Source organism: Streptomyces sp. NPDC001902, from assembly GCF_042891295.1.
GTDB lineage: Bacteria > Actinomycetota > Actinomycetes > Streptomycetales > Streptomycetaceae > Actinacidiphila.
The window spans coordinates 202,090-224,526 of sequence record NZ_JBIATA010000009.1 but is presented as its reverse complement, the minus strand read 5'-3'; the positions used below and the strand labels follow the sequence as shown (position 1 = coordinate 224,526).

General features: G+C 72.3%; 22 protein-coding genes. 1 reads left to right on the top strand and 21 read right to left on the bottom strand.

The window, feature by feature from the left end:
* Positions 1 to 115: 115 nt before the first annotated feature.
* The 13 genes from metK to pyrR form a co-directional block, all read right to left on the bottom strand.
* Positions 116 to 1,324 carry a methionine adenosyltransferase gene (metK, locus tag ACFYYN_RS17765; protein WP_500324407.1) on the bottom strand — a complete coding sequence of 403 codons (1,209 nt, stop codon included), beginning with the start codon at positions 1,322 to 1,324 and terminating at the stop codon, positions 116 to 118.
* A 200-nt stretch (positions 1,325 to 1,524) separates the two neighbouring features.
* On the bottom strand, positions 1,525 to 2,736 hold the full coding sequence (coaBC, locus tag ACFYYN_RS17760; RefSeq protein ID WP_500546531.1) for a bifunctional phosphopantothenoylcysteine decarboxylase/phosphopantothenate--cysteine ligase CoaBC: 1,212 nt from the start codon (positions 2,734 to 2,736) through the stop codon (positions 1,525 to 1,527).
* A gap of 103 nt (positions 2,737 to 2,839) precedes the next feature.
* Positions 2,840 to 3,112 carry a DNA-directed RNA polymerase subunit omega gene (rpoZ, locus tag ACFYYN_RS17755; protein WP_030610454.1) on the bottom strand — a complete coding sequence of 91 codons (273 nt, stop codon included), beginning with the start codon at positions 3,110 to 3,112 and terminating at the stop codon, positions 2,840 to 2,842.
* Positions 3,113 to 3,141: 29 nt separating this feature from the next.
* Positions 3,142 to 3,699, bottom strand: coding sequence for a guanylate kinase (gene gmk / locus ACFYYN_RS17750; RefSeq protein ID WP_500546530.1), 558 nt, complete (start codon positions 3,697 to 3,699; stop codon positions 3,142 to 3,144).
* Between the two features lie 38 nt (positions 3,700 to 3,737).
* Positions 3,738 to 4,061, bottom strand: a complete 324-nt coding sequence (locus tag ACFYYN_RS17745; RefSeq protein ID WP_018564176.1) for an integration host factor — start codon at positions 4,059 to 4,061, stop codon at positions 3,738 to 3,740.
* A gap of 224 nt (positions 4,062 to 4,285) precedes the next feature.
* Positions 4,286 to 5,119: an orotidine-5'-phosphate decarboxylase gene (gene pyrF, locus ACFYYN_RS17740; RefSeq protein WP_500546529.1), complete on the bottom strand. Its 834-nt coding sequence runs from the start codon at positions 5,117 to 5,119 to the stop codon at positions 4,286 to 4,288.
* Positions 5,116 to 6,231: a quinone-dependent dihydroorotate dehydrogenase gene (locus ACFYYN_RS17735; RefSeq protein WP_500546528.1), complete on the bottom strand. Its 1,116-nt coding sequence runs from the start codon at positions 6,229 to 6,231 to the stop codon at positions 5,116 to 5,118. The genes pyrF and ACFYYN_RS17735 overlap by 4 nt, the downstream gene beginning before the upstream one ends.
* 109 nt (positions 6,232 to 6,340) lie before the next feature.
* A complete protein-coding gene (carB, locus tag ACFYYN_RS17730; RefSeq protein ID WP_500546527.1) occupies positions 6,341 to 9,652 on the bottom strand; it encodes a carbamoyl-phosphate synthase large subunit in 3,312 nt (1,103 codons plus the stop codon).
* Positions 9,645 to 10,784 carry a glutamine-hydrolyzing carbamoyl-phosphate synthase small subunit gene (carA, locus tag ACFYYN_RS17725; RefSeq protein WP_500546526.1) on the bottom strand — a complete coding sequence of 380 codons (1,140 nt, stop codon included), beginning with the start codon at positions 10,782 to 10,784 and terminating at the stop codon, positions 9,645 to 9,647. Before carA ends, carB begins: the two co-directional genes overlap by 8 nt.
* A complete protein-coding gene (locus ACFYYN_RS17720) occupies positions 10,781 to 11,344 on the bottom strand; it encodes a PH-like domain-containing protein (RefSeq protein ID WP_500546525.1) in 564 nt (187 codons plus the stop codon). Before ACFYYN_RS17720 ends, carA begins: the two co-directional genes overlap by 4 nt.
* Complete coding sequence (locus tag ACFYYN_RS17715) at positions 11,341 to 12,639, bottom strand: dihydroorotase (RefSeq protein ID WP_500324414.1); 1,299 nt, start codon at positions 12,637 to 12,639, stop codon at positions 11,341 to 11,343. The genes ACFYYN_RS17720 and ACFYYN_RS17715 overlap by 4 nt, the downstream gene beginning before the upstream one ends.
* Positions 12,636 to 13,619 (bottom strand): aspartate carbamoyltransferase catalytic subunit, encoded by a 984-nt coding sequence (locus ACFYYN_RS17710; RefSeq protein WP_499510771.1) that lies wholly within the window; start codon positions 13,617 to 13,619, stop codon positions 12,636 to 12,638. Before ACFYYN_RS17710 ends, ACFYYN_RS17715 begins: the two co-directional genes overlap by 4 nt.
* Positions 13,620 to 13,741: 122 nt before the next feature.
* A complete protein-coding gene (gene pyrR / locus ACFYYN_RS17705) occupies positions 13,742 to 14,314 on the bottom strand; it encodes a bifunctional pyr operon transcriptional regulator/uracil phosphoribosyltransferase PyrR (RefSeq protein WP_500324416.1) in 573 nt (190 codons plus the stop codon).
* 298 nt (positions 14,315 to 14,612) lie between these two features.
* Here pyrR and bldD point away from each other — a divergent pair, with 298 nt between their 5' ends.
* Positions 14,613 to 15,113, top strand: coding sequence for a transcriptional regulator BldD (gene bldD / locus ACFYYN_RS17700; RefSeq protein WP_018564185.1), 501 nt, complete (start codon positions 14,613 to 14,615; stop codon positions 15,111 to 15,113).
* A 174-nt stretch (positions 15,114 to 15,287) separates the two neighbouring features.
* Here the strand turns inward: bldD and nusB are convergent, their stop codons facing one another.
* The 8 genes from nusB to ACFYYN_RS17660 form a co-directional block, all read right to left on the bottom strand.
* The gene (nusB, locus tag ACFYYN_RS17695; RefSeq protein WP_500546524.1) at positions 15,288 to 15,716 is read right to left on the bottom strand and encodes a transcription antitermination factor NusB; all 429 of its coding nucleotides are present in this window, start codon (positions 15,714 to 15,716) and stop codon (positions 15,288 to 15,290) included.
* A 2-nt stretch (positions 15,717 to 15,718) separates the two neighbouring features.
* The gene (efp, locus tag ACFYYN_RS17690) at positions 15,719 to 16,285 is read right to left on the bottom strand and encodes an elongation factor P (RefSeq protein ID WP_499510774.1); all 567 of its coding nucleotides are present in this window, start codon (positions 16,283 to 16,285) and stop codon (positions 15,719 to 15,721) included.
* Positions 16,286 to 16,339: 54 nt separating this feature from the next.
* Positions 16,340 to 17,449: a M24 family metallopeptidase gene (locus ACFYYN_RS17685; protein ID WP_500370567.1), complete on the bottom strand. Its 1,110-nt coding sequence runs from the start codon at positions 17,447 to 17,449 to the stop codon at positions 16,340 to 16,342.
* 57 nt (positions 17,450 to 17,506) lie between these two features.
* Positions 17,507 to 18,256, bottom strand: a complete 750-nt coding sequence (locus ACFYYN_RS17680; RefSeq protein ID WP_500546523.1) for an AAA family ATPase — start codon at positions 18,254 to 18,256, stop codon at positions 17,507 to 17,509.
* A 135-nt stretch (positions 18,257 to 18,391) separates the two neighbouring features.
* Positions 18,392 to 19,495, bottom strand: coding sequence for a 3-dehydroquinate synthase (gene aroB / locus ACFYYN_RS17675; RefSeq protein WP_500546522.1), 1,104 nt, complete (start codon positions 19,493 to 19,495; stop codon positions 18,392 to 18,394).
* Entirely contained in the window at positions 19,492 to 20,007 is a 516-nt protein-coding gene (locus ACFYYN_RS17670) for a shikimate kinase (RefSeq protein WP_500324420.1), read from the bottom strand. The genes aroB and ACFYYN_RS17670 overlap by 4 nt, the downstream gene beginning before the upstream one ends.
* The gene (gene aroC / locus ACFYYN_RS17665) at positions 20,004 to 21,188 is read right to left on the bottom strand and encodes a chorismate synthase (protein WP_500546521.1); all 1,185 of its coding nucleotides are present in this window, start codon (positions 21,186 to 21,188) and stop codon (positions 20,004 to 20,006) included. The genes ACFYYN_RS17670 and aroC overlap by 4 nt, the downstream gene beginning before the upstream one ends.
* A gap of 141 nt (positions 21,189 to 21,329) precedes the next feature.
* Positions 21,330 to 22,163 carry a shikimate dehydrogenase gene (locus tag ACFYYN_RS17660; protein WP_500546520.1) on the bottom strand — a complete coding sequence of 278 codons (834 nt, stop codon included), beginning with the start codon at positions 22,161 to 22,163 and terminating at the stop codon, positions 21,330 to 21,332.
* Between the last annotated feature and the right edge of the window lie 274 nt (positions 22,164 to 22,437).

The window sequence follows — 22,437 nt, the reverse complement described above, 5'->3', positions numbered from 1 at the left end:
CGCGTCGGACACCGGACGCCGCCGGAGGTGTCCCCGCGCACGCCGACGGCCCCGGACCGCTGGGGTCCGGGGCCGTCGTCAGGCCGTGGGGCGGGCGCGCCCCCGACGGTAGGGCCTAGAAGCCGGCCGCCTGGCGCAGCGCCTCGACGCGGTCGGTGCGCTCCCAGGTGAAGTCCGGCAGCTCGCGGCCGAAGTGGCCGTACGCCGCGGTCTGGGAGTAGATCGGGCGCAGCAGGTCGAGGTCGCGGATGATCGCGGCCGGGCGGAGGTCGAAGACCTGGCCGATGGCCTGCTCGATCTTCTCGTGGTCCACGGTGTGGGTGCCGAAGGTCTCCACGAACAGCCCGACGGGCTCGGCCTTGCCGATCGCGTAGGCGACCTGGACCTCGCAGCGCGAGGCGAGGCCCGCGGCGACGACGTTCTTGGCGACCCAGCGCATGGCGTAGGCGGCGGAGCGGTCGACCTTGGACGGGTCCTTGCCCGAGAAGGCGCCGCCGCCGTGGCGGGCCATGCCGCCGTAGGTGTCGATGATGATCTTGCGGCCGGTGAGGCCGGCGTCGCCCATCGGGCCGCCGATCTCGAAGCGCCCGGTGGGGTTGACCAGCAGCCGGTACCCATCGGTGTCGATCTTGATGCCGTCGTCGAGCAGCGCCTTCAGCTCCGGCTCCACGACGAACTCGCGGATGTCGGGCGCGAGCAGCGACTCGAGGTCGATGTCGCTGGCGTGCTGCGAGGAGACCACCACGGTGTCGAGGCGCACGGCCTTGTCGCCGTTGTACTCGATGGTGACCTGGGTCTTGCCGTCCGGGCGCAGGTAGGGGATGGTCCCGTTCTTGCGGACCTCGGACAGCCGCCGGGAGAGCCGGTGCGCCAGCGTGATCGGGAGCGGCATCAGCTCGGGGGTCTCGTCGCAGGCGTAGCCGAACATCAGGCCCTGGTCGCCCGCACCCTGCTTGTCGAGCTCGTCGTCATCGCCCTCGACCCGGCTCTCGTACGCCGTGTCGACGCCCTGCGCGATGTCCGGGGACTGCGCACCGATGGAGACCGAGACACCGCAGGAGGCGCCGTCGAAGCCCTTCTTCGACGAGTCGTAGCCGATCTCGAGGATCTTGTTCCGCACCAGGGTCGCGATGTCCGCGTATCCCTTGGTGGTGACCTCTCCGGCGACGTGCACCAGACCGGTGGTGATCAGCGTCTCGACGGCGACGCGCGAGGAGGGGTCCTCCTTGAGCAGCGCGTCGAGGATCGTGTCGCTGATCTGGTCAGCGATCTTGTCGGGGTGACCCTCGGTCACGGACTCCGAGGTGAACAGGCGGCGGGACACATCGCTCCCTGGGGTTGCAGCGGCTGCTGGCTGATCATTGGCGGCTCGCGCAGGGCTGCGCCTGGCGGGCCATGGGTCAGTTTATCTGTCGACCATGCGCAGGGACACGGCATCTCGCACCTTGGATATGCCGTGACCTGCGACACTGTGCATCACCTCGGGACGGAACGCCAGTAGGGGACACGTACCGCCCCGAAGTGTCATCGAGGCAGGCGGGCGGCGACCAGGTCCCAGACCTGCTCGGCCAGCGCCTCCTTGGGCCCGTACGGCACGGCGGTCTCGCTGCCGTCGGCGCCGAGCACGACGGCCTCGTTCTCCTCGGAGCCGAAGGCCTTGTGGTCCCCCACCTCGTTGACGACCAGCAGGTCACAGCCCTTGCGGGCAAGCTTGGCGCGACCGTTGGCGAGGACGTCATCGGTCTCGGCGGCGAAGCCGACGACGATCTGGGCGGGGTGCGGCCGTTCGGCTGAAAGCTCGGCGAGCACGTCGGGGTTGCGCACCAGTTCCACGGGTGCGGGCTCCTCGCCGTCCTTCTTCTTGATCTTGCCCTCGGCGTAGCGCGCCGGGCGGAAGTCGGCGACGGCGGCCGCCATCACGACCACGTCGGCGTCGGACGCGGCCTTCAGCACGGCCTCGCGCAGCTGCACCGCCGTGCCCACGCGCACCACGTCCGCCCCCGCCGGGTCGGCGAGGCCGGTGTTGGCGGAGACCAGGGTGACCCTGGCGCCCCGGGCCAGGGCCGTGCGGGCGAGCGCGTAACCCTGCTTGCCCGACGAGCGGTTGCCCAGGTAGCGGACGGGGTCGAGGGGCTCGCGGGTACCGCCGGCGCTGATGACGACGTGGCGTCCGGCCAGGTCGGTCTCCAGTGCCCGGGGGCCGCGCAGCAGCACGCGGCGGCAGGCCTCGAAGATCTCGGCGGGCTCGGGCAGCCGGCCCTTGCCGGTGTCGACGCCGGTGAGGCGGCCGACCGCGGGCTCGAGGACGATGGCGCCGCGGCGGCGCAGCGTCGCCACGTTCTCCTGGGTGGCGGCGTGCTCCCACATCTCGGTGTGCATGGCGGGCACGAACACCACGGGACAGCGCGCGGTGAGCAGGGTGTTGGTGAGCAGGTCGTCGGCGAGCCCGTGGGCGGCCTTGGCGAGCACGTCGGCGGTGGCGGGGGCGACCACGACGAGGTCCGCGCCCTGTCCGATGCGCACGTGCGGCACCTCGTGGACGCTCTCCCACACCTCGGTCGAGACGGGGTTGCCCGACAGTGCCGACCAGGTGGCCTCTCCGACGAAGTGCAGCGCCGAGGCCGTGGGCACGACGCGCACGTCGTGGCCCGACTCGGTGAACCGGCGCAGCAGCTCGCACGCCTTGTAGGCGGCGATCCCGCCGCTCACACCCAGGACGACCTGTGGCTTCCCCATCGACCTCTCCCGCGCTGTGTTGGACCGTGGTGCGTACCACCCATGACACACCACGGGCCCGGCGGTCGTGCCGCCGGGCCCGTGGTGAAACACCTGGGCGCGGTTACTGAGCGGGGCCCTCGACGGCCTCGGAGGTCAGCAGACCCGCGTTGATCTCGCGCAGGGCGATCGACAGCGGCTTCTCGTGCACGTGGGTGTCCACGAGCGGACCGACGTACTCGAGCAGGCCCTCGCCGAGCTGCGAGTAGTAGGCGTTGATCTGACGGGCACGCTTGGCCGCGTAGATCACGAGGCTGTACTTCGAGTCGGTTGCCTCGAGCAGCTCGTCGATCGGCGGGTTGATGATGCCCTCGGGCGTGGTGATGGAAGAGGACACGCTCTACCTTCCGATTGGGTGCAAAAAGATCAGACTACAGCCATCAAGGCTAGCAGCTCGCGCGCGACGTCCTCGACGGAGGTGTTCACCAGGGTGGTGTCGAACTCCGGCTCGGCCGCCAGCTCGACCCGCGCGGCCTCCAGCCGGCGCTCGATGACCTCGGGAGCCTCGGTGCCCCGGCCGGTGAGCCGGCGGACCAGCTCGTCCCAGCTCGGCGGCGCGAGGAAGACCAGTTGCGCCTCGGGCATCGACTCCCGGACCTGGCGGGCGCCCTGCAGGTCGATCTCCAGCAGGACCGGCTCGCCGGACTCCAGGCGCTCCAGCACCGCCTGGCGCGGTGTGCCGTACCGGTTCCCCGCGAACTCGGCCCACTCCAGCAGTTCGCCGTTGGCGACGAGCTTGTCGAACTCGTCGTTCTCGACGAAGTAGTAGTGCACCCCGTGCTCCTCACCGGGGCGGGGCTTGCGGGTGGTGGCCGAGACGGAGAGCCACACCTCGGGGTGGACTGTGCGCATATGAGCGACGACCGTGCTCTTGCCGACCCCCGAGGGGCCGGAGAGCACGGTCAGCCGCGGACGTTCACTCATGGAGCGATTATCCCGGTTCCCGGAGGGTGCTGGGAACGTCAGGCAGCGGGGCTGCCGAACTCGCGCTCCAGGGATGCGATCTGGTTGGAGCCGAGCCCACGGACCCGGCGGCTCTCGGAGATGCCGAGCCGCTCCATGATCTGCTTGGCGCGGACCTTGCCCACGCCGGGCAGGGACTCCAGGAGGGCGGAGACCTTCATCTTGCCGATGACGTCGTTCTCCTGGCCCTGCTTGATGACCTCGTGCAGCGAGGCGCCGGAGTGCTTGAGCCGATTCTTGACCTCGGCGCGCTCCCGGCGAGCCGCGGCGGCCTTCTCGAGCGCGGCAGCGCGCTGTTCAGGGGTAAGGGGCGGAAGAGCCACGCCTACGTCACCTCGGAAGTAGAACTGTCGGATACGGACCGGTGTGGAACCTAGTCGCCCCCCACCTGCAGGGGCAACGTGAAACGCGCAGCTTGCGCGCTCTCGACGGAGACTAGCGGCCCCAGCGGCGTCAGTCAGCGCAAACAAGAAGAAAAGTCCTGGTCAGCGTCAACCGACCAGGACTTTTCGGACAAATCTGCGCAGGTTTCCGGACGTCTTGACCGCTACTTGACGACTTCGGCGAGCTGTGCGGCCTCGCGTTCCGCCGCTTCGCGCAGTGCGGAGACCGACGGTCCGAGCTTCAGCACGCCGCGGCTGACGCTCGGCAGGACGTTGCGCACGGCCTCCCCGAAGACCCGCGGAAGGTCGGCCGCCGTCGCGCCCTGGGCCCCGATGCCGGGGGCGAGCAGCGGTCCGTTCACGGCCAGGTCCACACCCGCCCGGTCGAGCGTCGCGCCGACGACCGCACCGACCGATCCGAGCGGCAGGTCGCCCTCGTTCTCCGCCGCGATGTGGTTCAGCATCACCTGCGCGAGGGACGCGCCGCTCGCCGTGGTTGACCGCTGCACCTCCGCGCCCTCCGGATTGGAGGTCAGGGCGAGCACGAAGACGCCGCTGCCGCTCGCCCGGGCGGCTTCCAGGGCGGGGCGCAGCGAGCCGAACCCCAGGTACGGGCTGACGGTGACCGCGTCCGAGAACAGCGACGAGGCGGGGTCCAGGTAGGTGGCCGCGTACGCGGCCATGGTGGAGCCGATGTCGCCGCGCTTGGCGTCCATCAGCACCAGGGCACCGGCCGCGCGGGCCTCGGCGACGGCCGTCTCCAGGACGGCGATGCCGCGCGAGCCGAAGCGCTCGAAGAAGGCGCTCTGCGGCTTGAGGACGGCGACCCGGTCGGCCAGCGCCTCCACCACGGTGCGGGTGAAGCGCTCCAGTCCGGCGACGTCGTCCTGCAGGCCCCAGTCGGAGAGCAGGGAGGAGTGCGGGTCGATGCCGACGCAGAGCGGTCCACGGGTGTCCATGGCGCGGCGCAACCGGGCGCCGAAGGGCTCGGGGTTCATCGCGGGGTGGCTTCCTTCCGGGTCTCGGCGCCGACGGCGTCGGCGAGGGTGGCGTACGGGCTGGCCTGCAGCAGACCGGCCAGGTCCCGGTGGATCGTGCGGCACCAGAAGGGACCCCGGTAGACGAAGGCGCTGTAGCCCTGCACGAGGGTGGCGCCGGCCAGGATGCGCTGCCAGACGTCCTCCGCGCTCTCGACCCCGCCCACGCCGACGAGGGTGATGCGGTCGCCGACGCGGGCGTACAGGCGGCGCAGCACCTCCAGGGAGCGTTCCTTGAGCGGGGCACCGGACAGTCCGCCGGTCTCCTTGACCAGTGAGGCGTCCGAGCGCAGGCCGAGGCCGTCGCGGGCGATGGTGGTGTTGGTGGCGATGATGCCGTCCAGGCCGAGCTCGAGGGCCAGGTCGGCGACGGCGTCCACGTCCTCGTCGGCGAGGTCCGGGGCGATCTTGACCAGCAGGGGGACGCGGCGATCGGTCACGGTGCGGTCGGCGGCCTCGCGGACGGCGCTGAGCAGCGGCCGGAGGTGGTCGACGGCCTGCAGGTTCCGCAGTCCGGGGGTGTTGGGCGAGGAGACGTTGACGACGAGGTAGTCCGCGTGCCGGGCGAGCCGCTCGGTGGAGGTGACGTAGTCGGCGACCGCGTCCTCCTCCGGGACGACCTTGGTCTTGCCGATGTTGACGCCGACCGTGGTCGGGAAGACCGCCCTGCGGGCGGCCAGGCGCGCGGCGACGGCGGCGGAGCCCTCGTTGTTGAAGCCCATGCGGTTGATCAGGGCGCGGTCGGCGACCAGGCGGAACAGCCGCTGCCTGGGGTTGCCCGGCTGCGGCTGGGCGGTGACGGTGCCGATCTCGACGTGGTCGAAGCCGAGCATGGTGAGCCCGTCGATGCCGACGGCGTTCTTGTCGAAGCCGGCCGCCAGCCCGAAGGGGCCGTGCATCCGGCGGCCCAGCGCCTCGGTGCGCAGTGCGGGGTGCCGCGGCGCGAGCAGGGCGGCGGCCAAGGTGCGCACACCGGGGATCCGGGCGGCGAGCCGGATCCAACCGAAGGCGAGGTGGTGGGCCTGTTCGGGGTCGAGGCGCTTGAAGAACAGGTTGAACAGCAGGGAGTACATGCGAAGCCTTCCACGGCGGGCTGGGGGTCCCCCCGTGCCGCGGGCCACGGGGGCAGGGCGCGGGGGCTCGAGGAGAGGGGGACACCGGACCGGTGTCCCCCTCCCGGGCCTACGCCTCGCGGGCGGCGGTCAGGTGTTCCGCGTGTTCCTGCAGGGAGCGGACCCCGACGTCGCCCCGGTTGAGCGCGTCGACGCCCTGGACGGCGGCGGCGAGCGCCTGCACCGTCGTCAGGCACGGGACGCCGCGGGCGACGGCCGCGGTGCGGATGTCGTAGCCGTCGAGGCGGCCGCCGGTGCCGAACGGGGTGTTGACGATGAGGTCGATGGCGCCCTCGTGGATGAGCTCGATGATGGTCGGCTCGCCGTTGGGGCCGGTGCCCTCGCTCTTCTTGCGCACCACGGTGGCCTCGATGCCGTTGCGCTTGAGCACCTCGGCGGTGCCGGAGGTGGCCAGCAGCTCGAAGCCGTGCTCGACCAGCGCCCGGGCCGGGAAGATCAGCGCGCGCTTGTCGCGGTTGGCGACCGAGACGAAGGCGCGGCCCTTGGTCGGCAGCGCACCGTAGGCGGCGGCCTGCGACTTTGCGTACGCCGTGCCGAATACCGAGTCGATGCCCATGACCTCGCCGGTGGAGCGCATCTCCGGGCCGAGGATGGTGTCGACGCCCCGGCCGTGCACGTCGCGGAAGCGGCTCCAGGGCAGCACGGCCTCCTTGACGGAGATCGGCGCGTCCAGCGGCAGGGTGCCGCCGTCGCCGTGGGCCGGGAGGAGGCCCTCGGCGCGCAGCTCGGCGATGGTGGCGCCGAGCGAGATGCGGGCGGCCGCCTTGGCCAGCGGGACCGCCGTCGCCTTGGAGGTGAAGGGCACGGTGCGGGAGGCGCGCGGGTTGGCCTCCAGCACGTAGAGGATGTCCCCGGCCAGGGCGAACTGGATGTTGATCAGGCCCTGGACGCCGACGCCCTTGGCGATGGCCTCGGTGGAGGCGCGCAGCCGCTTGACGTCGTGCCCGCCGAGGGTGATCGGGGGCAGGGCGCACGCGGAGTCGCCGGAGTGGATGCCGGCCTCCTCGATGTGCTCCATGACGCCGCCGAGGTAGAGCTCGTGGCCGTCGTAGAGCGCGTCGACGTCGATCTCGATGGCGTCGTCGAGGAAGCGGTCGACCAGCACCGGGCGGTCCGGGCCGATCTCGGTGGACTCGGCGATGTAGGAGGCGAGGCGGGTCTCGTCGTAGACGATCTCCATGCCGCGGCCGCCGAGCACGTACGAGGGCCGCACCAGGACCGGGTAGCCGATCTCGTCGGCGATGGCCTTGGCCTTCTCGAAGGTGGTGGCGGTGCCGTGCTTGGGGGCGGGCAGGCCCGCCCGGTCCAGGACGCGGCCGAAGGCGCCGCGGTCCTCGGCGAGGTGGATGGCCTCGGGCGAGGTGCCGACGACCGGCACGCCGTTGTCCTTCAGTGCCTGGGCCAGGCCGAGCGGGGTCTGGCCGCCGAGCTGGACGATGACGCCTGCGACGGGGCCGGCCTGCTGCTCGGCGTGGACGATCTCCAGGACGTCCTCCAGGGTGAGCGGCTCGAAGTAGAGCCGGTCGGAGGTGTCGTAGTCGGTGGAGACGGTCTCGGGGTTGCAGTTGACCATGACGGTCTCGTAGCCCGCGTCGCTCAGCGCGAAGGAGGCATGGACGCACGAGTAGTCGAACTCGATGCCCTGGCCGATGCGGTTGGGACCGGACCCCAGGATGATCACCGCGGGCTTCTCGCGCGGCGCGACCTCGCTCTCCTCGTCGTAGGACGAGTAGAAGTACGGGGTGCGGGCGGCGAACTCGGCGGCGCAGGTGTCGACCGTCTTGTAGACCGGCCGGACGCCCAGCGCGTGCCGGACCTCGCGGACGACGTCCTCGCGCAGGCCGCGGACCGCGGCGAGCTGGGCGTCGGAGAAGCCGTACCGCTTGGCCTCGGCGAGCAGCTCGGGGTCGAGCTTGTCGGCGGCCGCGAGCTCGTCGGCGATCTCCTTGATCAGGAAGAGCTGGTCCACGAACCAGGGGTCGATCTTCGTGGCGTCGAAGACCTCCTGCGGGGTGGCGCCGGCCCGGATCGCCTGCATGACGGTGTTGATCCGGCCGTCGGTGGGGCGCCGGGCGGCGAGCAGCAACTCGCCCTTGTCGCCCGGGTCGCCGGTGAAGGCGAACTGGCTGCCCTTCTTCTCCAGGGAGCGCAGCGCCTTCTGCAGCGCCTCGGGGAAGTTGCGGCCGATGGCCATGGCCTCGCCGACCGACTTCATGGTGGTGGTGAGGGTGGCGTCGGCGGCGGGGAACTTCTCGAAGGCGAAGCGCGGCACCTTGACGACGACGTAGTCGAGCGTCGGCTCGAAGGAGGCCGGGGTCTGCTCGGTGATGTCGTTGGGGATCTCGTCGAGGGTGTAGCCGACGGCGAGCTTGGCGGCGATCTTGGCGATCGGGAAGCCGGTCGCCTTGGAGGCGAGCGCCGAGGAGCGGGAGACCCGCGGGTTCATCTCGATGACGATGACCCGGCCGTCCTCGGGGTTGACGGCGAACTGGATGTTGCAGCCGCCGGTGTCGACGCCGACCTCGCGGATGACGGCGATGCCGACGTCACGCAGGATCTGGTACTCGCGGTCGGTCAGCGTCATCGCGGGCGCGACGGTGATGGAGTCACCGGTGTGCACGCCCATGGGGTCGAAGTTCTCGATGGAGCAGACGACCACGACGTTGTCGTGCTTGTCGCGCATCAGCTCCAGCTCGTACTCCTTCCAGCCGAGGATGGACTCCTCGAGGAGCACCTCGGTGGTCGGGGAGAGCGTCAGGCCCTGGCCGGCGATGCGGCGCAGCTCCTCCTCGTCGTGGGCGAAGCCGGAGCCGGCGCCGCCCATGGTGAAGGAGGGGCGGACGACGACGGGGTAGCCGCCGAGGGTGTCGACGCCGGCGAGGACGTCGTCCATGGTGTGGCAGATGACCGAGCGGGCGGACTCGCCGTGGCCGATCTTGGCGCGGACGGCCTCGACGACGTCCTTGAACAGGTCGCGGTCCTCGCCCTTGTTGATGGCCTCGACGTTGGCGCCGATCAGCTCAACCCCGTACTTGTCGAGGACGCCCGCCTTGTGGAGCGAGATCGCGGTGTTGAGCGCGGTCTGGCCGCCCAGGGTGGGCAGGAGCGCGTCGGGGCGCTCCTTGGCGATGATCTTCTCGACGAACTCGGGGGTGATCGGCTCGACGTAGGTGGCGTCGGCGATCTCCGGGTCGGTCATGATCGTGGCCGGGTTGGAGTTGACCAGGATCACGCGCAGGCCCTCGGCGCGCAGGACACGGCAGGCCTGGGTGCCGGAGTAGTCGAACTCGGCGGCCTGGCCGATGACGATCGGGCCGGAGCCGATGACCAGGACGGACTGGATATCGGTGCGCTTAGGCACGCTGGCCCTCCATGAGCTTCACGAAGCGGTCGAACAGGTACGCGGCGTCGTGCGGACCCGCGGCGGCCTCGGGGTGGTACTGGACGCTGAAGGCGGGGGTGTCGAGCAGCCGCAGGCCCTCGACCACGTCGTCGTTGAGGCACACGTGGGAGACCTCGACCCGCCCGTACGGGGTGTCGCTGACCTGGTCGAGCGGCGCGTCCACGGCGAAGCCGTGGTTGTGGGCGGTGACCTCGACCTTGCCGGTAGAACGGTCCTGCACCGGCTGGTTGATGCCGCGGTGGCCGTACTTCAGCTTGTAGGTGCCGAAGCCGACGGCGCGGCCGAGCAGCTGGTTGCCGAAGCAGATGCCGAACAGCGGGGTCCTGCGCTCCAGGACGCCCTGGATGACGGTCAGGTCGGCGGTGGCCGGGTCTCCGGGGCCGTTGGAGAGGAACACGCCGTCGGGGTTGACCGCGTAGACCTCGTCCAGGGTGGCGCCCGCGGGCAGCACGTGCACCTCGATGCCGCGTTCGGCCATGCGCTGCGGGGTCATCCCCTTGATGCCGAGGTCGATCGCGGCGACGGTGAACTTCTTCTCGCCGACCGCCGGGACGACGTACGGCTCCTTGGTGGCGACCTCGGCCGACAGGTCGGCGCCCTTCATCTGGGGGCTGGCCTGGACCGCGGCCAGGAGCGCGGCCTCGTCGGTCCGCGCCTTGTCGCCGGAGAAGATGCCGACGCGCATCGCGCCGCGCTCGCGCAGGTGGCGGGTCAGCGCCCGGGTGTCGATGCCGCTGATGCCGACGACGCCCTGACGGGTCAGCTCCTCGTCCAGGGTGCGACGGGAGCGCCAGTTGGACGGTACGCGGGCGGGGTCGCGGACGACGTAACCGGCCACCCAGATGCGGGAGGACTCCGGGTCCTCGTCGTTGACGCCGGTGTTGCCGACGTGCGGGGCGGTCATGACGACGACCTGGCGGTGGTACGACGGGTCGGTCAGGGTCTCCTGGTAGCCGGTCATGCCGGTGGAGAAGACGGCCTCGCCGAAGGTCTCCCCCACGGCCCCGTAGGCGCGGCCGCGGAAGGTGCGGCCGTCCTCCAGGACGAGTACGGCAGGGACCCTCGCGGGCCGCTGGGTGGAGGTCGTCATCGTGCGCCTTCCTGGTCGTGCGTGAGAGTGTTCAGGGCCTCGACCCACGCGGCGTGCTCGGCGGCGTGGTCCGAGCGGAAGCCGGAGTCGATCAGCCGGTCGCCGTGCGCCCAGGTGACCACCAGCAGGCCGCCCTCGGTGAGGACCTTTCCGGCGATGCCCTTGTCGAGGCGCGCGCCGCGCAGGTCCGCGGCCGGGACGAAGAAGCTCGGCGCGCCGGTGCGCCGGGCGTCCAGCCCCCGGTCGGTGAGGGTGAGCTCGACCCGGCTGCGCACGCCCAGCCCGTGGGCGACGATGCGGTCCAGCCACTGCCCGGCGGTGGTGCTGCCGTGGTAGCGGCCGCTCAGGGTGAGCCGGGGCTCGCCGGGATCACCGGGGGCGGTGGGCAGGGCGGGCAGGTCGCTCTGGAGGGTGCCGCGCCACTTCCAGCCCTGGCGCATCAGCCAGTAGACGAGGGCGATGAACAGCAGCAGCCCGACGACCCAGCCGATGCGGGCCGACCAGTCGGTGACCTCGGCGGAGTGCTTCCCCTCCGCCGCGATGAGTACCAGAGGTGTCACGAGAGCTTCCCGTCCATGACCGTCGCCTTGCCCCGCAGGAAGGTGGCGAACACCTGGCCCGGCAGCTCCAGACCCTCGTACGGGGTGTTGCGGCTGCGGGAGGCGAAGCCCGCGGGATTCACCACACCACGGTATGCCGGATCGACCAGGGTGAGGTTCGCGGGCTCACCAGCCGAGACGGGCCGTCCGTGGCCGGAGAGCCGGCCGATCTCCGCGGGACGGAACGACATCCGGTCGGCGACGCCGGCCCAGTCGAGCAGGCCCGTGTCCACCATGGCGTGCTGGACGACCGACAGCGCGGTCTCCAGGCCGATCATGCCCATGGCCGCCGCGCCCCACTCGCAGTCCTTGTCCTCGTGCGGGTGCGGGGCGTGGTCGGTGGCGACGCAGTCGATCGTGCCGTCGGCGAGCGCCTCGCGCAGCGCCATCACGTCGGCCTCGGTGCGCAGCGGCGGGTTGACCTTGTAGACCGGGTTGTAGGTGCGCACCAGCTCGTCGGTGAGGAGCAGGTGGTGCGGGGTGACCTCGGCGGTGACGTCCCAGCCCTTGGACTTGGCCCAGCGGACGATCTCGACCGAGCCGGCCGTGGACAGGTGGCAGATGTGCACGCGGGAGCCGACGTGCGCGGCGAGCAGCACGTCACGGGCGATGATCGACTCCTCGGCGACGGCCGGCCAGCCGGTCAGGCCCAGCTCGCCGGAGACGAGGCCCTCGTTCATCTGGGCGCCCTCGGTCAGCCGGGGCTCCTGGGCGTGCTGGGCGACGACGCCGTCGAAGGCCTTCACGTACTCCAGGGCGCGGCGCATCATCACGGCGTCGTCGACGCACTTGCCGTCGTCGGAGAAGACCCGCACACCGGCGGCGGAGTCGGCCATCGCGCCGAGCTCGGCGAGCTTCTTGCCCTCCAGGCCCACGGTGACGGCGCCGACCGGCTGGACGTCGCAGTAGCCGTGCTCGCGGCCGAGGCGCCAGACCTGCTCGACGACGCCGGCGGTGTCGGCGACGGGGAAGGTGTTGGCCATCGCGTGGACGGCGGTGTAGCCGCCCGCGGCGGCCGACCGCGTGCCGGTGAGGACGGTCTCGGAGTCCTCACGACCGGGCTCGCGCAGGTGCGTGTGGAGGTCGACCAGGCCCGGCAGGAGGACCTTGCCCTCGGCCTCGACCACCGTGGCGCCCTCGGGGGCGGTCAGGTCCGGGCCGACCTCGGCGATGGTCTCGCCGTCGATCAGGACGTCCTGCGGCTCTCCGCCGAGGATCCTCGCGCCGCGGATCAGCGTCTTCGGGGTCGCGCTCATGCTTGGTTGTTCTCCTCGGTGCGGGCGGGGGCGGGGGCGGAGACGGCGGGCTCGGCGCCGCCGAGCAGCAGGTACAGGACGGCCATGCGGATGCTGACGCCGTTCTTCACCTGCTCGACCGCGGTGCAGCGCGGCGAGTCGGCGACCTCGGCGGTGATCTCCATGCCGCGGTTCATCGGGCCGGGGTGCATGACGACGGCGTGCTCGGGCAGCGCGGCCATGCGCAGGCCGTCGAGGCCGTAGCGGCGGGAGTACTCGCGCTCGGTGGGGAAGAAGGCGGCGTTCATGCGTTCGCGCTGGACGCGCAGCATCATCACGGCGTCGGACTTGGCGAGCACCGCGTCCAGGTCGTAGGAGACCTCGCAGGGCCAGTTCTCGACGCCGATCGGCAGCAGGGTGGGCGGCGCCACCAGGGTGACCTCGGCGCCGAGCGTGCCCAGCAGCAGCACGTTGGAGCGGGCCACCCGGCTGTGCAGCACGTCGCCGACGATGGTGATGCGGCGTCCCGCCAGGTCACGGCCGGGGCCGGACAGGTGGCGGCGCATGGTGAAGGCGTCGAGCAGGGCCTGCGTGGGGTGCTCGTGCGTGCCGTCGCCGGCGTTGACGACGCTGCCGCCGATCCAGTCGGAGTACGCCAGCCGGTGCGGGGCGCCGGACATGTGGTGGCGGATGACGACGGCGTCGGCGCCCATGGCCTCCAGGGTGAGGGCGGTGTCCTTCAGGGACTCGCCCTTGGACACCGAGGAGCCCTTGGCGGAGAAGTTGATCACGTCGGCCGACAGGCGCTTGGCGGCGGCCTCGAAGGAGATGCGGGTGCGGGTCGAGTCCTCGAAGAAGAGGTTCACGACCGTGCGGCCGCGCAGGGTCGGCAGTTTCTTGATGGGGCGGTCGGCGACGCGGGCCATCTCCTCCGCCGTGTCGAGCACGAGGAGGGCGTCGTCACGGGTGAGGTCGGCGGCCGAGATCAGGTGGCGCTTCATCGGGTCACTCCGGAGGATGCGTGCGGGGGCGGACTGGGTGGCGGCACGCCACGTCTCCCGGGCAGGCCGGGGCGGGGACGGGCGGGCAGGGCGCTGCCCCGGGAGCCGGGGTGCGCCCGCGGCTACTCGTCCGCCGGGGAGCCGTCGCGTACGCCGAGCAGGACGCAGTCGCGCCCGTCCTCCTCGGTCAGGTGGACCTTGACGGTCTCGCGCAGCGAGGTGGGGATGTTCTTGCCGACGTAGTCGGCCCTGATGGGCAGCTCGCGGTGGCCGCGGTCGACCAGGACGGCCAGCTGCACGGCGCGGGGGCGGCCGATGTCGCCCAGCGCGTCGAGGGCGGCGCGGATCGTGCGGCCGGAGAAGAGCACGTCGTCGACGAGGACGACCAGCCGGCCGTCCACCCCGTCGGCCGGGATCTCGGTGCGGGCGAGCGCGCGCGCCGGGCCGAGCCGCAGGTCGTCGCGGTACATGGTGATGTCGAGCGAGCCGACCGGGGTCTTGCCGCCGGTGATGCCGTCGAGCTTGTCGGCGAGCCTGCGGGCCAGATGGACCCCGCGGGTGGGGATGCCGAGGAGAACCACGTCGTCCGCGCCCTTGGCGCGTTCGACGATCTCGTGCGCGATGCGGGTCAGCACCCGCGCGATGTCCGGGGCCTCGAGGACGGGCCGGACCGGATCGGAACCGATGACGGTCATGGAAAAGGGACCTCCTTCCCCGCCTCACTGGACGGGCCTTAAAGGACGCCAAAAGGTACGGGTCAACGGTATCAGGCACCCTGGCGTGCTCCCTGGCGGGGCCTGGCGGCCGCCTGGCGCGGCTCTCGGGGCGGGTCCGCCACCCGTACCACGATCGACTGCAGATCCCGGCCGAAAGGCCGGTGACCGGCCATTCCTCGCTCTTCCGGGGGACCGGTGTGGACCATTCGGCTTGACGGATTCCAATTACGCTGCGTAACCTCACAGTGAGTTACTGAGTTTCCGTCCGGGGAGCCATATGTCCAGCGATTACGCCAAGCAGCTCGGAGCGAAGCTCCGCGCCATCCGCACACAGCAGGGACTCTCCCTCCACGGTGTCGAGGAGAAGTCCCAGGGCCGCTGGAAGGCCGTGGTGGTCGGTTCCTACGAGCGCGGCGACCGCGCCGTGACCGTGCAGCGCCTCGCCGAGCTCGCCGACTTCTACGGCGTTCCGGTCCAGGAGCTGCTGCCCGGTTCCGCGCCCGGCGGTGCCGCCGAGCCGCCGCCGAAGCTCGTCCTCGACCTCGAGCGACTGAGCCAGGTGCCGTCCGACAAGGCCGGTCCGCTGCAGCGCTACGCCGCGACCATCCAGAGCCAGCGCGGCGACTACAACGGCAAGGTGCTGTCGATCCGCCAGGACGACCTGCGCACCCTCGCCGTCATCTACGACCAGTCGCCCTCGGTCCTGACCGAGCAGCTGATCAGCTGGGGCGTCCTCGACGCGGACGCACGGCGCGCGGTGCAGCACGAGGAGGGCTGACGCCCTCGGGAAGCAGAAACGTCCCGCCCCTTGGGCGCGGCCACCAGGCCGCGTCCGAGGGGCGGTTGTGTTTGTCCTCCCGTCGCCCGCCCCGGCACGGCGCGCCAGGCGCCGACCGGGCACGCCACGGGCCCGGAACGCGCGCGTTCCGGGCCCGGTGGGCGGTGTCGGGGGCTAGTCCTCCCGGAGGCCGGGCTTCAGCTCCTTGAGACGGGCCAGCAGGCCGTTCACGAACGAGGGCGACTCCTCGGTGGAGAACTCCTTGGCCAGCTGCACGGCCTCGTCCAGGACGACGGCGTCGGGGACGCCGTCCTCCCAGATCAGCTCGTAGGCGCCGAGCCGCAGGATGTTCCGGTCGGTCACCGGCATCCGGTCGAGGGTCCAGCCCACGGCGTGCTTCGACAGCAGTTCGTCGATGCGCCTCGCCCGTTCGGCGTAGCCCTCGATGAGCTGCATCGTGTATTCGCTGACCGGCGGCTGCCGGTCGTCGGTCCGGGCGAGCCTGATCCAGTCCGCCATGGCGGTCTTGGGGCTGACACCCCGCTGCTCCGCCTCGAAGAGGATCTGGAAGGCGCGCTTGCGGGCCTTGTTACGAGCAGCCACGGTTAGCTGGTCACCCGGCCGAGGTACTCACCCGAGCGGGTGTCGACCTTGATCTTCTCACCGGTGGTGATGAAGAGCGGGACGCCGATCTCGTAGCCGGTCTCCAGCTTGGCGGGCTTGGTGCCGCCGGTGGAGCGGTCGCCCTGGACGCCGGGCTCGGTGTACTCGATGACCAGCTCGACGGCGGCCGGGAGCTCGATGTAGAGCGGGGAGCCCTCGTACATGGCGACGACGGCCTCGAAGCCCTCCAGGAGGAAGTGGGCGGCGTCGCCGACGACCTCGGGGGTGATGTAGATCTGGTCGTACGTGTCCATGTCCATGAACACGAAGCTCTCGCCGTCCTTGTAGGAGAACTGCATCCCGCGCTTGTCGACGTTGGCCGTCTCGACCTTCACGCCGGCGTTGAAGGTCTTGTCGACGACCTTTCCGGAGAGCACGTTCTTGAGCTTCGTACGGACGAAGGCGGGGCCCTTGCCGGGCTTGACGTGCTGGAACTCGACGACGGACCAGAGCTGGCCGCCGTCGAGCTTGAGCACGAGGCCGTTCTTGAGGTCGTTCGTGGTGGCCACGGTTGCGGAATCTCCTGCACTGCTGCTTCGGGGACCCGGAGCCGCGGCCGCCCTCTACAGGGCGAGCAGCTCCTTGGTCGTGATGGTGAGTAGCTCGGGCCCGCCGTCCGTCGGTGGACGCACGACGAGTGTGTCGTCGATGCGGACACCGCCACGGCCCGGGATGTGGACTCCCGGTTCGACGGTGACCGGCACGCAAGCGTCCAGTTTACCCATGGCCGAGGGGGACAACCGCGGGTCCTCGCCGATCTCCAGTCCGACGCCGTGTCCGGTGGACTCCCCCAGGGCCTCGCCATGGCCCCCGGACTCCAGTACGTGGCGTGCGGCGTGGTCCACGTCGCGGCAGGCGGCGCCGGGTGCGAGGGCCTCGCGGCCGGCCCGCTGGGCCGCGAAGACCAGGTCGTACAGCTCGATCTGCCAGTCCGCGGGCGAGGTGCCGATGACGAAGGTGCGCCCCACCTCACAGCGGTAGCCGCGGTAGCAGGCGCCCAGGCACACGGTGAGGAAGTCGCCCTCCTCGACCCGCCGGTCGGTGGGCAGATGGCGCGCCGCACCCGAATGGGGGCCGGTGCCCACGCAGGTGGGGAAGGCCGGGCCGTCGGCGCCGTGGTCGATGAGGCGGCGCTCCAGCTCCAGGGCGAGGTGGCGTTCGGTGCGGCCCACCAGGATCGACTCCAGGAGTTCGCTGAGCGCCTGGTCGGCGATCTCGGCGGCGATCCGCAACGCGGAGATCTCCTGCTCGTCCTTGACCAGGCGGAGCTGCTCCACGGCCGAGCCGAGGTCGGACAGGCGCACGCCCGGCGCGGCGCTGCCGACGGCGCGGTGCCGCGCGACGGTGAGGTGGTGCTCCTCGACCGCCAGGGCCTCCGCCTTGCGGTCCGCGGCCAGCGCGGCGGCGGTGACCGCCGGGTCGCCGTCGGGGCCGGACAGGACGACGGCCCGCACGTCGTCCGGGAGCCGGCCCTCGGCCAGGTCGCCGGACGGGTGACGGTGGTGGACCAGCACGTCCTCGGGACCCGGCCCCACGAGCAGCACGGTCCCCGGCGGGGCGCAGCCCGTCAGGTAGCGGACGTTGGCGGGACGCGAGACGAGCGCCGCCGCCGATCCGGCCGCCGCGCAGCGGTCCCGGAGGCGTTCCCTGCGGGCAGCGTGCACCTCGGACATGTGGCGAGCGTACGTCGCGGGCCGCCGGTCGGCCTGTCGAGAGCCGCCGGGCGGTGGCTACCAGGCGGGCGGGCCCTGGAGGCTGTGGGTGACGACGCTGTCGAGCGCGGCGGCGGCCGCGGCTACGTCCAGGTGGGAGTTGTCGATGATCGGCAGCCCCGAGCCGTACCAGCCGGCCATGCGGCCGTGGATGCGGGCGACCTCCTCGTCCGACAGGCGCCGGTTGCCGCTGCGCTGGGCGTTGCGGGCCAGCACGATGTCGAGGCCGGGGAGGAGGACGACGGGCAGCAGACCGGGCCCCACGTGCCGCTTCCAGCCGCCGAGGCCGACGACCGGGCGGTCGGGGAAGACCGCGTCGTCGATGATGCAGGAGATCCCGTTCGCCAGGAAGTTGCGGGCCGCGAAGCCGCAGGTGCGGCGGGCGAGGCGGTACTGCGCCTCGGAGTGGTCGTTCCAGCCGGACTGCGGGTCGGCGAAGCCGGAGCGGACCCACTCGCGGACGTCGTCCAGGCTGATGTGGGCGGTCGGTACGCCCCGGTGGTCGGCCCAGTGCCGGGCGATGGTCGTCTTGCCCGCGCCGGCCGCGCCGATCAGCAGGACCGCGACGGGGCCGTGCGTGGTGCCCGTGAACGGAGCGCCGCCGCCGGCCGCGGGCTGCGGGGGCGGCTGGACCGGGTGCTGGACGGGGGCTCCCTGAGCCATCGGGAAGTGGCCGGTGGTGCCCGGGGGCTGCGGCGGCGGCCCTGGCTGCCCGGCCTGCTGCCCACCGTGCGGCGGTGGCAGCGGCGCACCCACGGCATGCTGCATCGAGGCCACTCCGTCCGTACAAGAGCTTTCAGGTTCGACCGAACGGTACCGTCAACGGCCGCAGTTGTGTGAACGGCCGGGCAGCCCACGGGGTGCCCGGCCGTTCGGGATCCGCCGTCCCGTGCGCGTGCGGGCCTACTTGGAGATCTCCGCGTAGGCGGCGAGCAGCACCCCGGGGTCGGGGGCCTCCAGGACGGTCGGCTTGGCGAGGCCGTCCAGCACGATGAAGCGCAGCCGGTCGGCGCGCGACTTCTTGTCCACCTTCATCGTCTCCAGCAGCCGCGGCCACTGGTCTCCGCGGTAGGTCAGCGGCAGGCCGACGGACTCCAGCACGGAGCGGTGACGGTCGGCGGTGGCGTCGTCCAGACGGCCGGCCAGGCGGCCGAGTTCGGCGGCGAACACCATGCCGATGGAGACGGCGGCGCCGTGCCGCCAGTTGTAGCGCTCGTTCTTCTCGATGGCGTGGCCGAGGGTGTGGCCGTAGTTGAGGATCTCGCGCAGGCCCGACTCCTTGAGGTCCGCGGAGACCACCTCGGCCTTGACGCGGATGGCACGCTCGAGGAGCTCGGCGGTGTGCGGGCCCTCGGGGCCGCGGGCGGCGGCCGGGTCCTGCTCGATCAGGTCCAGGATCACGGGGTCGGCGATGAAGCCGGCCTTGATGATCTCGGCGAGGCCGCTGACGTAGTCGTTGACCGGCAGCGACTCCAGCGCCGCGAGGTCGCAGAGCACCCCGGCGGGCGGGTGGAAGGCGCCGACGAGGTTCTTGCCCTCGGCGGTGTTGATGCCCGTCTTGCCGCCGACCGCGGCGTCCACCATGCCGAGCACGGTGGTCGGCACGGCGACCCAGCGGACCCCGCGCAGCCACGTCGCCGCGACGAACCCGGCGAGGTCGGTGGTGGCACCGCCGCCGACGCCGACGATGACATCCGTCCGGGTGAATCCCGACTGCCCGAGCGCCCGCCAGCAGTACGCCGCGACCTCGGTGGTCTTGGCCTCCTCGGCGTTGGGCACCTGGATGGCGACGGCCTCGTAGCCCTGCTCCGCCAGGTCCTCGCGCAGCGCCTGGCCGGTGGCCTCCAGGGCCTCGGGGTGGATGACGGCGACCCGCACCGCCTTGTCGCCGATCAGGCCCGGCAGCTCGCCGAGCAGCTGCCGGCCGACCAGCACCTCGTACGGCTCGGTGCCCGCACTGCCCCCGACCTGGATGCGGATGGGGGCGTGGGCGGCGTGCTCGGTCATGCGTTCTTCAGCTCCAGTGCGTCCAGGACGGCGTCCGCGACGTCCTCGGGGGTCCGGCCCTCCGTGCTGACCACGGCGCGGGCGACCTCGGTGTACAGCGGGCGGCGGGCTTCCATCAGCTCGCGCCACTGCCGCCGCGGGTTGACGGCGAGCAGGGGGCGGGCGGCGTCGAGGCCGACGCGCTTGACGGCTTCGGCGACGTCCATGTCGAGGAAGACCACGGGCAGCCCGGCGAGCAGTTTGCGGGTGTCCTCGTCGAGGATCGAGCCGCCGCCGAGCGCGAGCACGCCCTGGTGCTCGGCGAGCGCGACGCGGACGGCGCCGGCCTCCAGCGCGCGGAAGTGCTCCTCGCCGTCCTCGACGAAGATGTCCGCGATCGGCCGGCCCTCGGCCTCGACGATGTCGGCGTCGGTGTCGCGGCAGGTCGTGCCCAGCCGCAGGGCGAGCAGCTCGCCGACGGTGCTCTTGCCGACCCCCATCGGGCCGACCAGGACGACGACCGGGCCGCTCATCGGATCACCAGGTTGTCGAGGTAGCCGCGCACGTTGCGACGGGTCTCGGTGACGCTGTCGCCGCCGAACTTCTCCGCGACCGCGTCGGCCAGGACCAGGGCGACCATCGCCTCGGCGACGATCCCCGCGGCCGGGACGGCACAGACGTCGGAACGCTGGTGGTGGGCCTGGGTGGCCTCGCCGGTGGTCACGTCCACGGTGGCCAGCGCACGCGGCACGGTGGCGATGGGCTTCATCGCGGCCCGCACCCGCAGCAGCTCGCCGGTGCTCAGGCCGCCCTCGGTGCCGCCGGAACGGCCCGTGGAGCGGCGGATGCCGTCCTGCGTGGCGACGATCTCGTCGTGCGCCTTGGAGCCGGGGACGCGGGCGAGCTCGAAGCCGTCGCCGACCTCGACGCCCTTGATGGCCTGGATGCCCATGAGGGCGGCGGCCAGCCGGGCGTCCAGCCGGCGGTCCCAGTGCACGTGACTGCCGAGGCCGACGGGCACGCCGTAGGCGAGCACCTCGACGACGCCGCCGAGCGTGTCGCCGTCCTTGTGGGCCTGGTCGATCTCGGCGACCATCCGCTTGCTGGCGTCGGCGTCCAGGCTGCGCACGGGGTCGGCGTCGAGCCTGTCGACGTCGGCGGGGGTGGGGTACACGCCGTACGGGGCCTTGGCCGAGGCGAGCTCCACCACGTGGGAGACGATCTCGATGCCCGCCGTCTCCTTGAGGTAGGAGCGGGCCACGGCGCCGAGTGCGACACGGGCCGCGGTCTCGCGGGCGGAGGCACGCTCCAGGATCGGCCGGGCCTCGTCGAAGCCGTACTTCTGCATCCCGGCGAGGTCGGCGTGGCCGGGGCGGGGCCGGGTCAGCGGGGCGTTGCGGGCGAGCCCGGCGAGGACCTCGGGGTCGACCGGGTCGGCCGCCATGACCTGCTCCCACTTGGGCCACTCGGTGTTCCCCACCATGACCGCGACCGGGGAGCCCAGGGTGAGCCCGTGGCGCACGCCGCCGAGGAAGGTGACCTGGTCCTGCTCGAACTTCATACGGGCACCGCGGCCATAGCCGAGCCGCCGCCGCGCGAGGTGGTCCGCCACCATCTCGGTGGTGATCGGCACACCGGAGGGCAGACCCTCCAGCGTCGCGACGAGTGCGGGGCCGTGCGACTCCCCCGCGGTCAGCCAGCGCAACCTGCTCAACGGTGCTCGCTCCTTCATCATCGCCCGGACCGCGGCGAGGCGGACCGGACCATCCGTGCGTAAACCGATCCTTTCACGTCCCGCGGCGAAGGCGGGGCGCGGTCCGCTGGGCGGACAGCGCCGTGGACACCTCCGGACCGGTCAGGGGCGGTGCAGCGCCGCCTCGCCGGCCGCCCGCATGGCCGCCAGGGGGGCCGGCTTGCGGCCGGTCATCAGCTCCACCTGCAGCACCGCCTGGTGCACCAGCAGGTCGAGTCCGCCGACGACGGCCCCGCCCCGCTCCGCCCAGGCCGACGCCAAGGTGGTGGGCCAGGGGTCGTACAGCACGTCGAAGAGCGTGCCGGGCCGCTCGGGCACGGCGGCGGCGAGCGCGTCGGCGGTGCCGGCCGGCGTCGTGGAGATCACCAGGGGCGCGGCCAGGGCCTGCTCGGCGTCCTCCCAGGCGGCCGTCCGCACGGCCACACCGAGCCGCTCGCCCCACTGCCGCATCTCGCCGGCGCGGGTGTCGCTGCGCACGTACGCGGTGACCTCGCCGTCGCAGATCTGCGCCAGCGCGGCCAGCGCGGACGAGGCGGTCGCCCCGGCGCCGAGCACGGCGGCGGAGCCGACACGTCCGACGCCGCGCTCGTGCAGGGCCGCCACCATCCCGGGGATGTCGGTGTTGTCGCCCAGCCGGCGTCCGTCCTCGGTGAGCACCAGCGTGTTGACGGCCTCGACGGCCGAGGCGGTGTCGCTGACCTCGTCCAGCAGCGGGATGACGGCCCGCTTGAGCGGCATGGTCAGCGACAGCCCGGCCCAGCGTCCGCCGCCGGGCAGTTCGCCCAGCCGGGCCAGGAAACCGGGCAGCGCGGCCTCGTCGACCTCGAAGCGGTCGTACGTCCAGTCGGCCAGCCCCAGTTCCGCGTAGGCGGCGCGGTGCAGCACCGGGGAGAGGGAGTGCGTGATCGGCGATCCGAGGACCGCTGCCCTAGGCACGCGCGGCCCCCCGCGGGCTCTTCGTCATGGGCTGGTCCCCTCGGCTGCGTGGTGTCCGTCGATCCGGGCCGCCCCCGTCCGGCCGGCGGAGGGGACGCCCGGTCGAGTCTAGGGCCTCAAGATCCGCCCGGTCCGGGCGGCGCTCGGGACGGCAGCGGGGCGGGGGGGCGGGGGGGGGGCGGGGGGCGCGGGGGGGGCGGCGGCGCGGGGGCGCGGGGCCCGGCCGGCTGGCGGGAGCGGGGGGTGGGGGGGGCGCGGCGCGGGCCGGGACGGC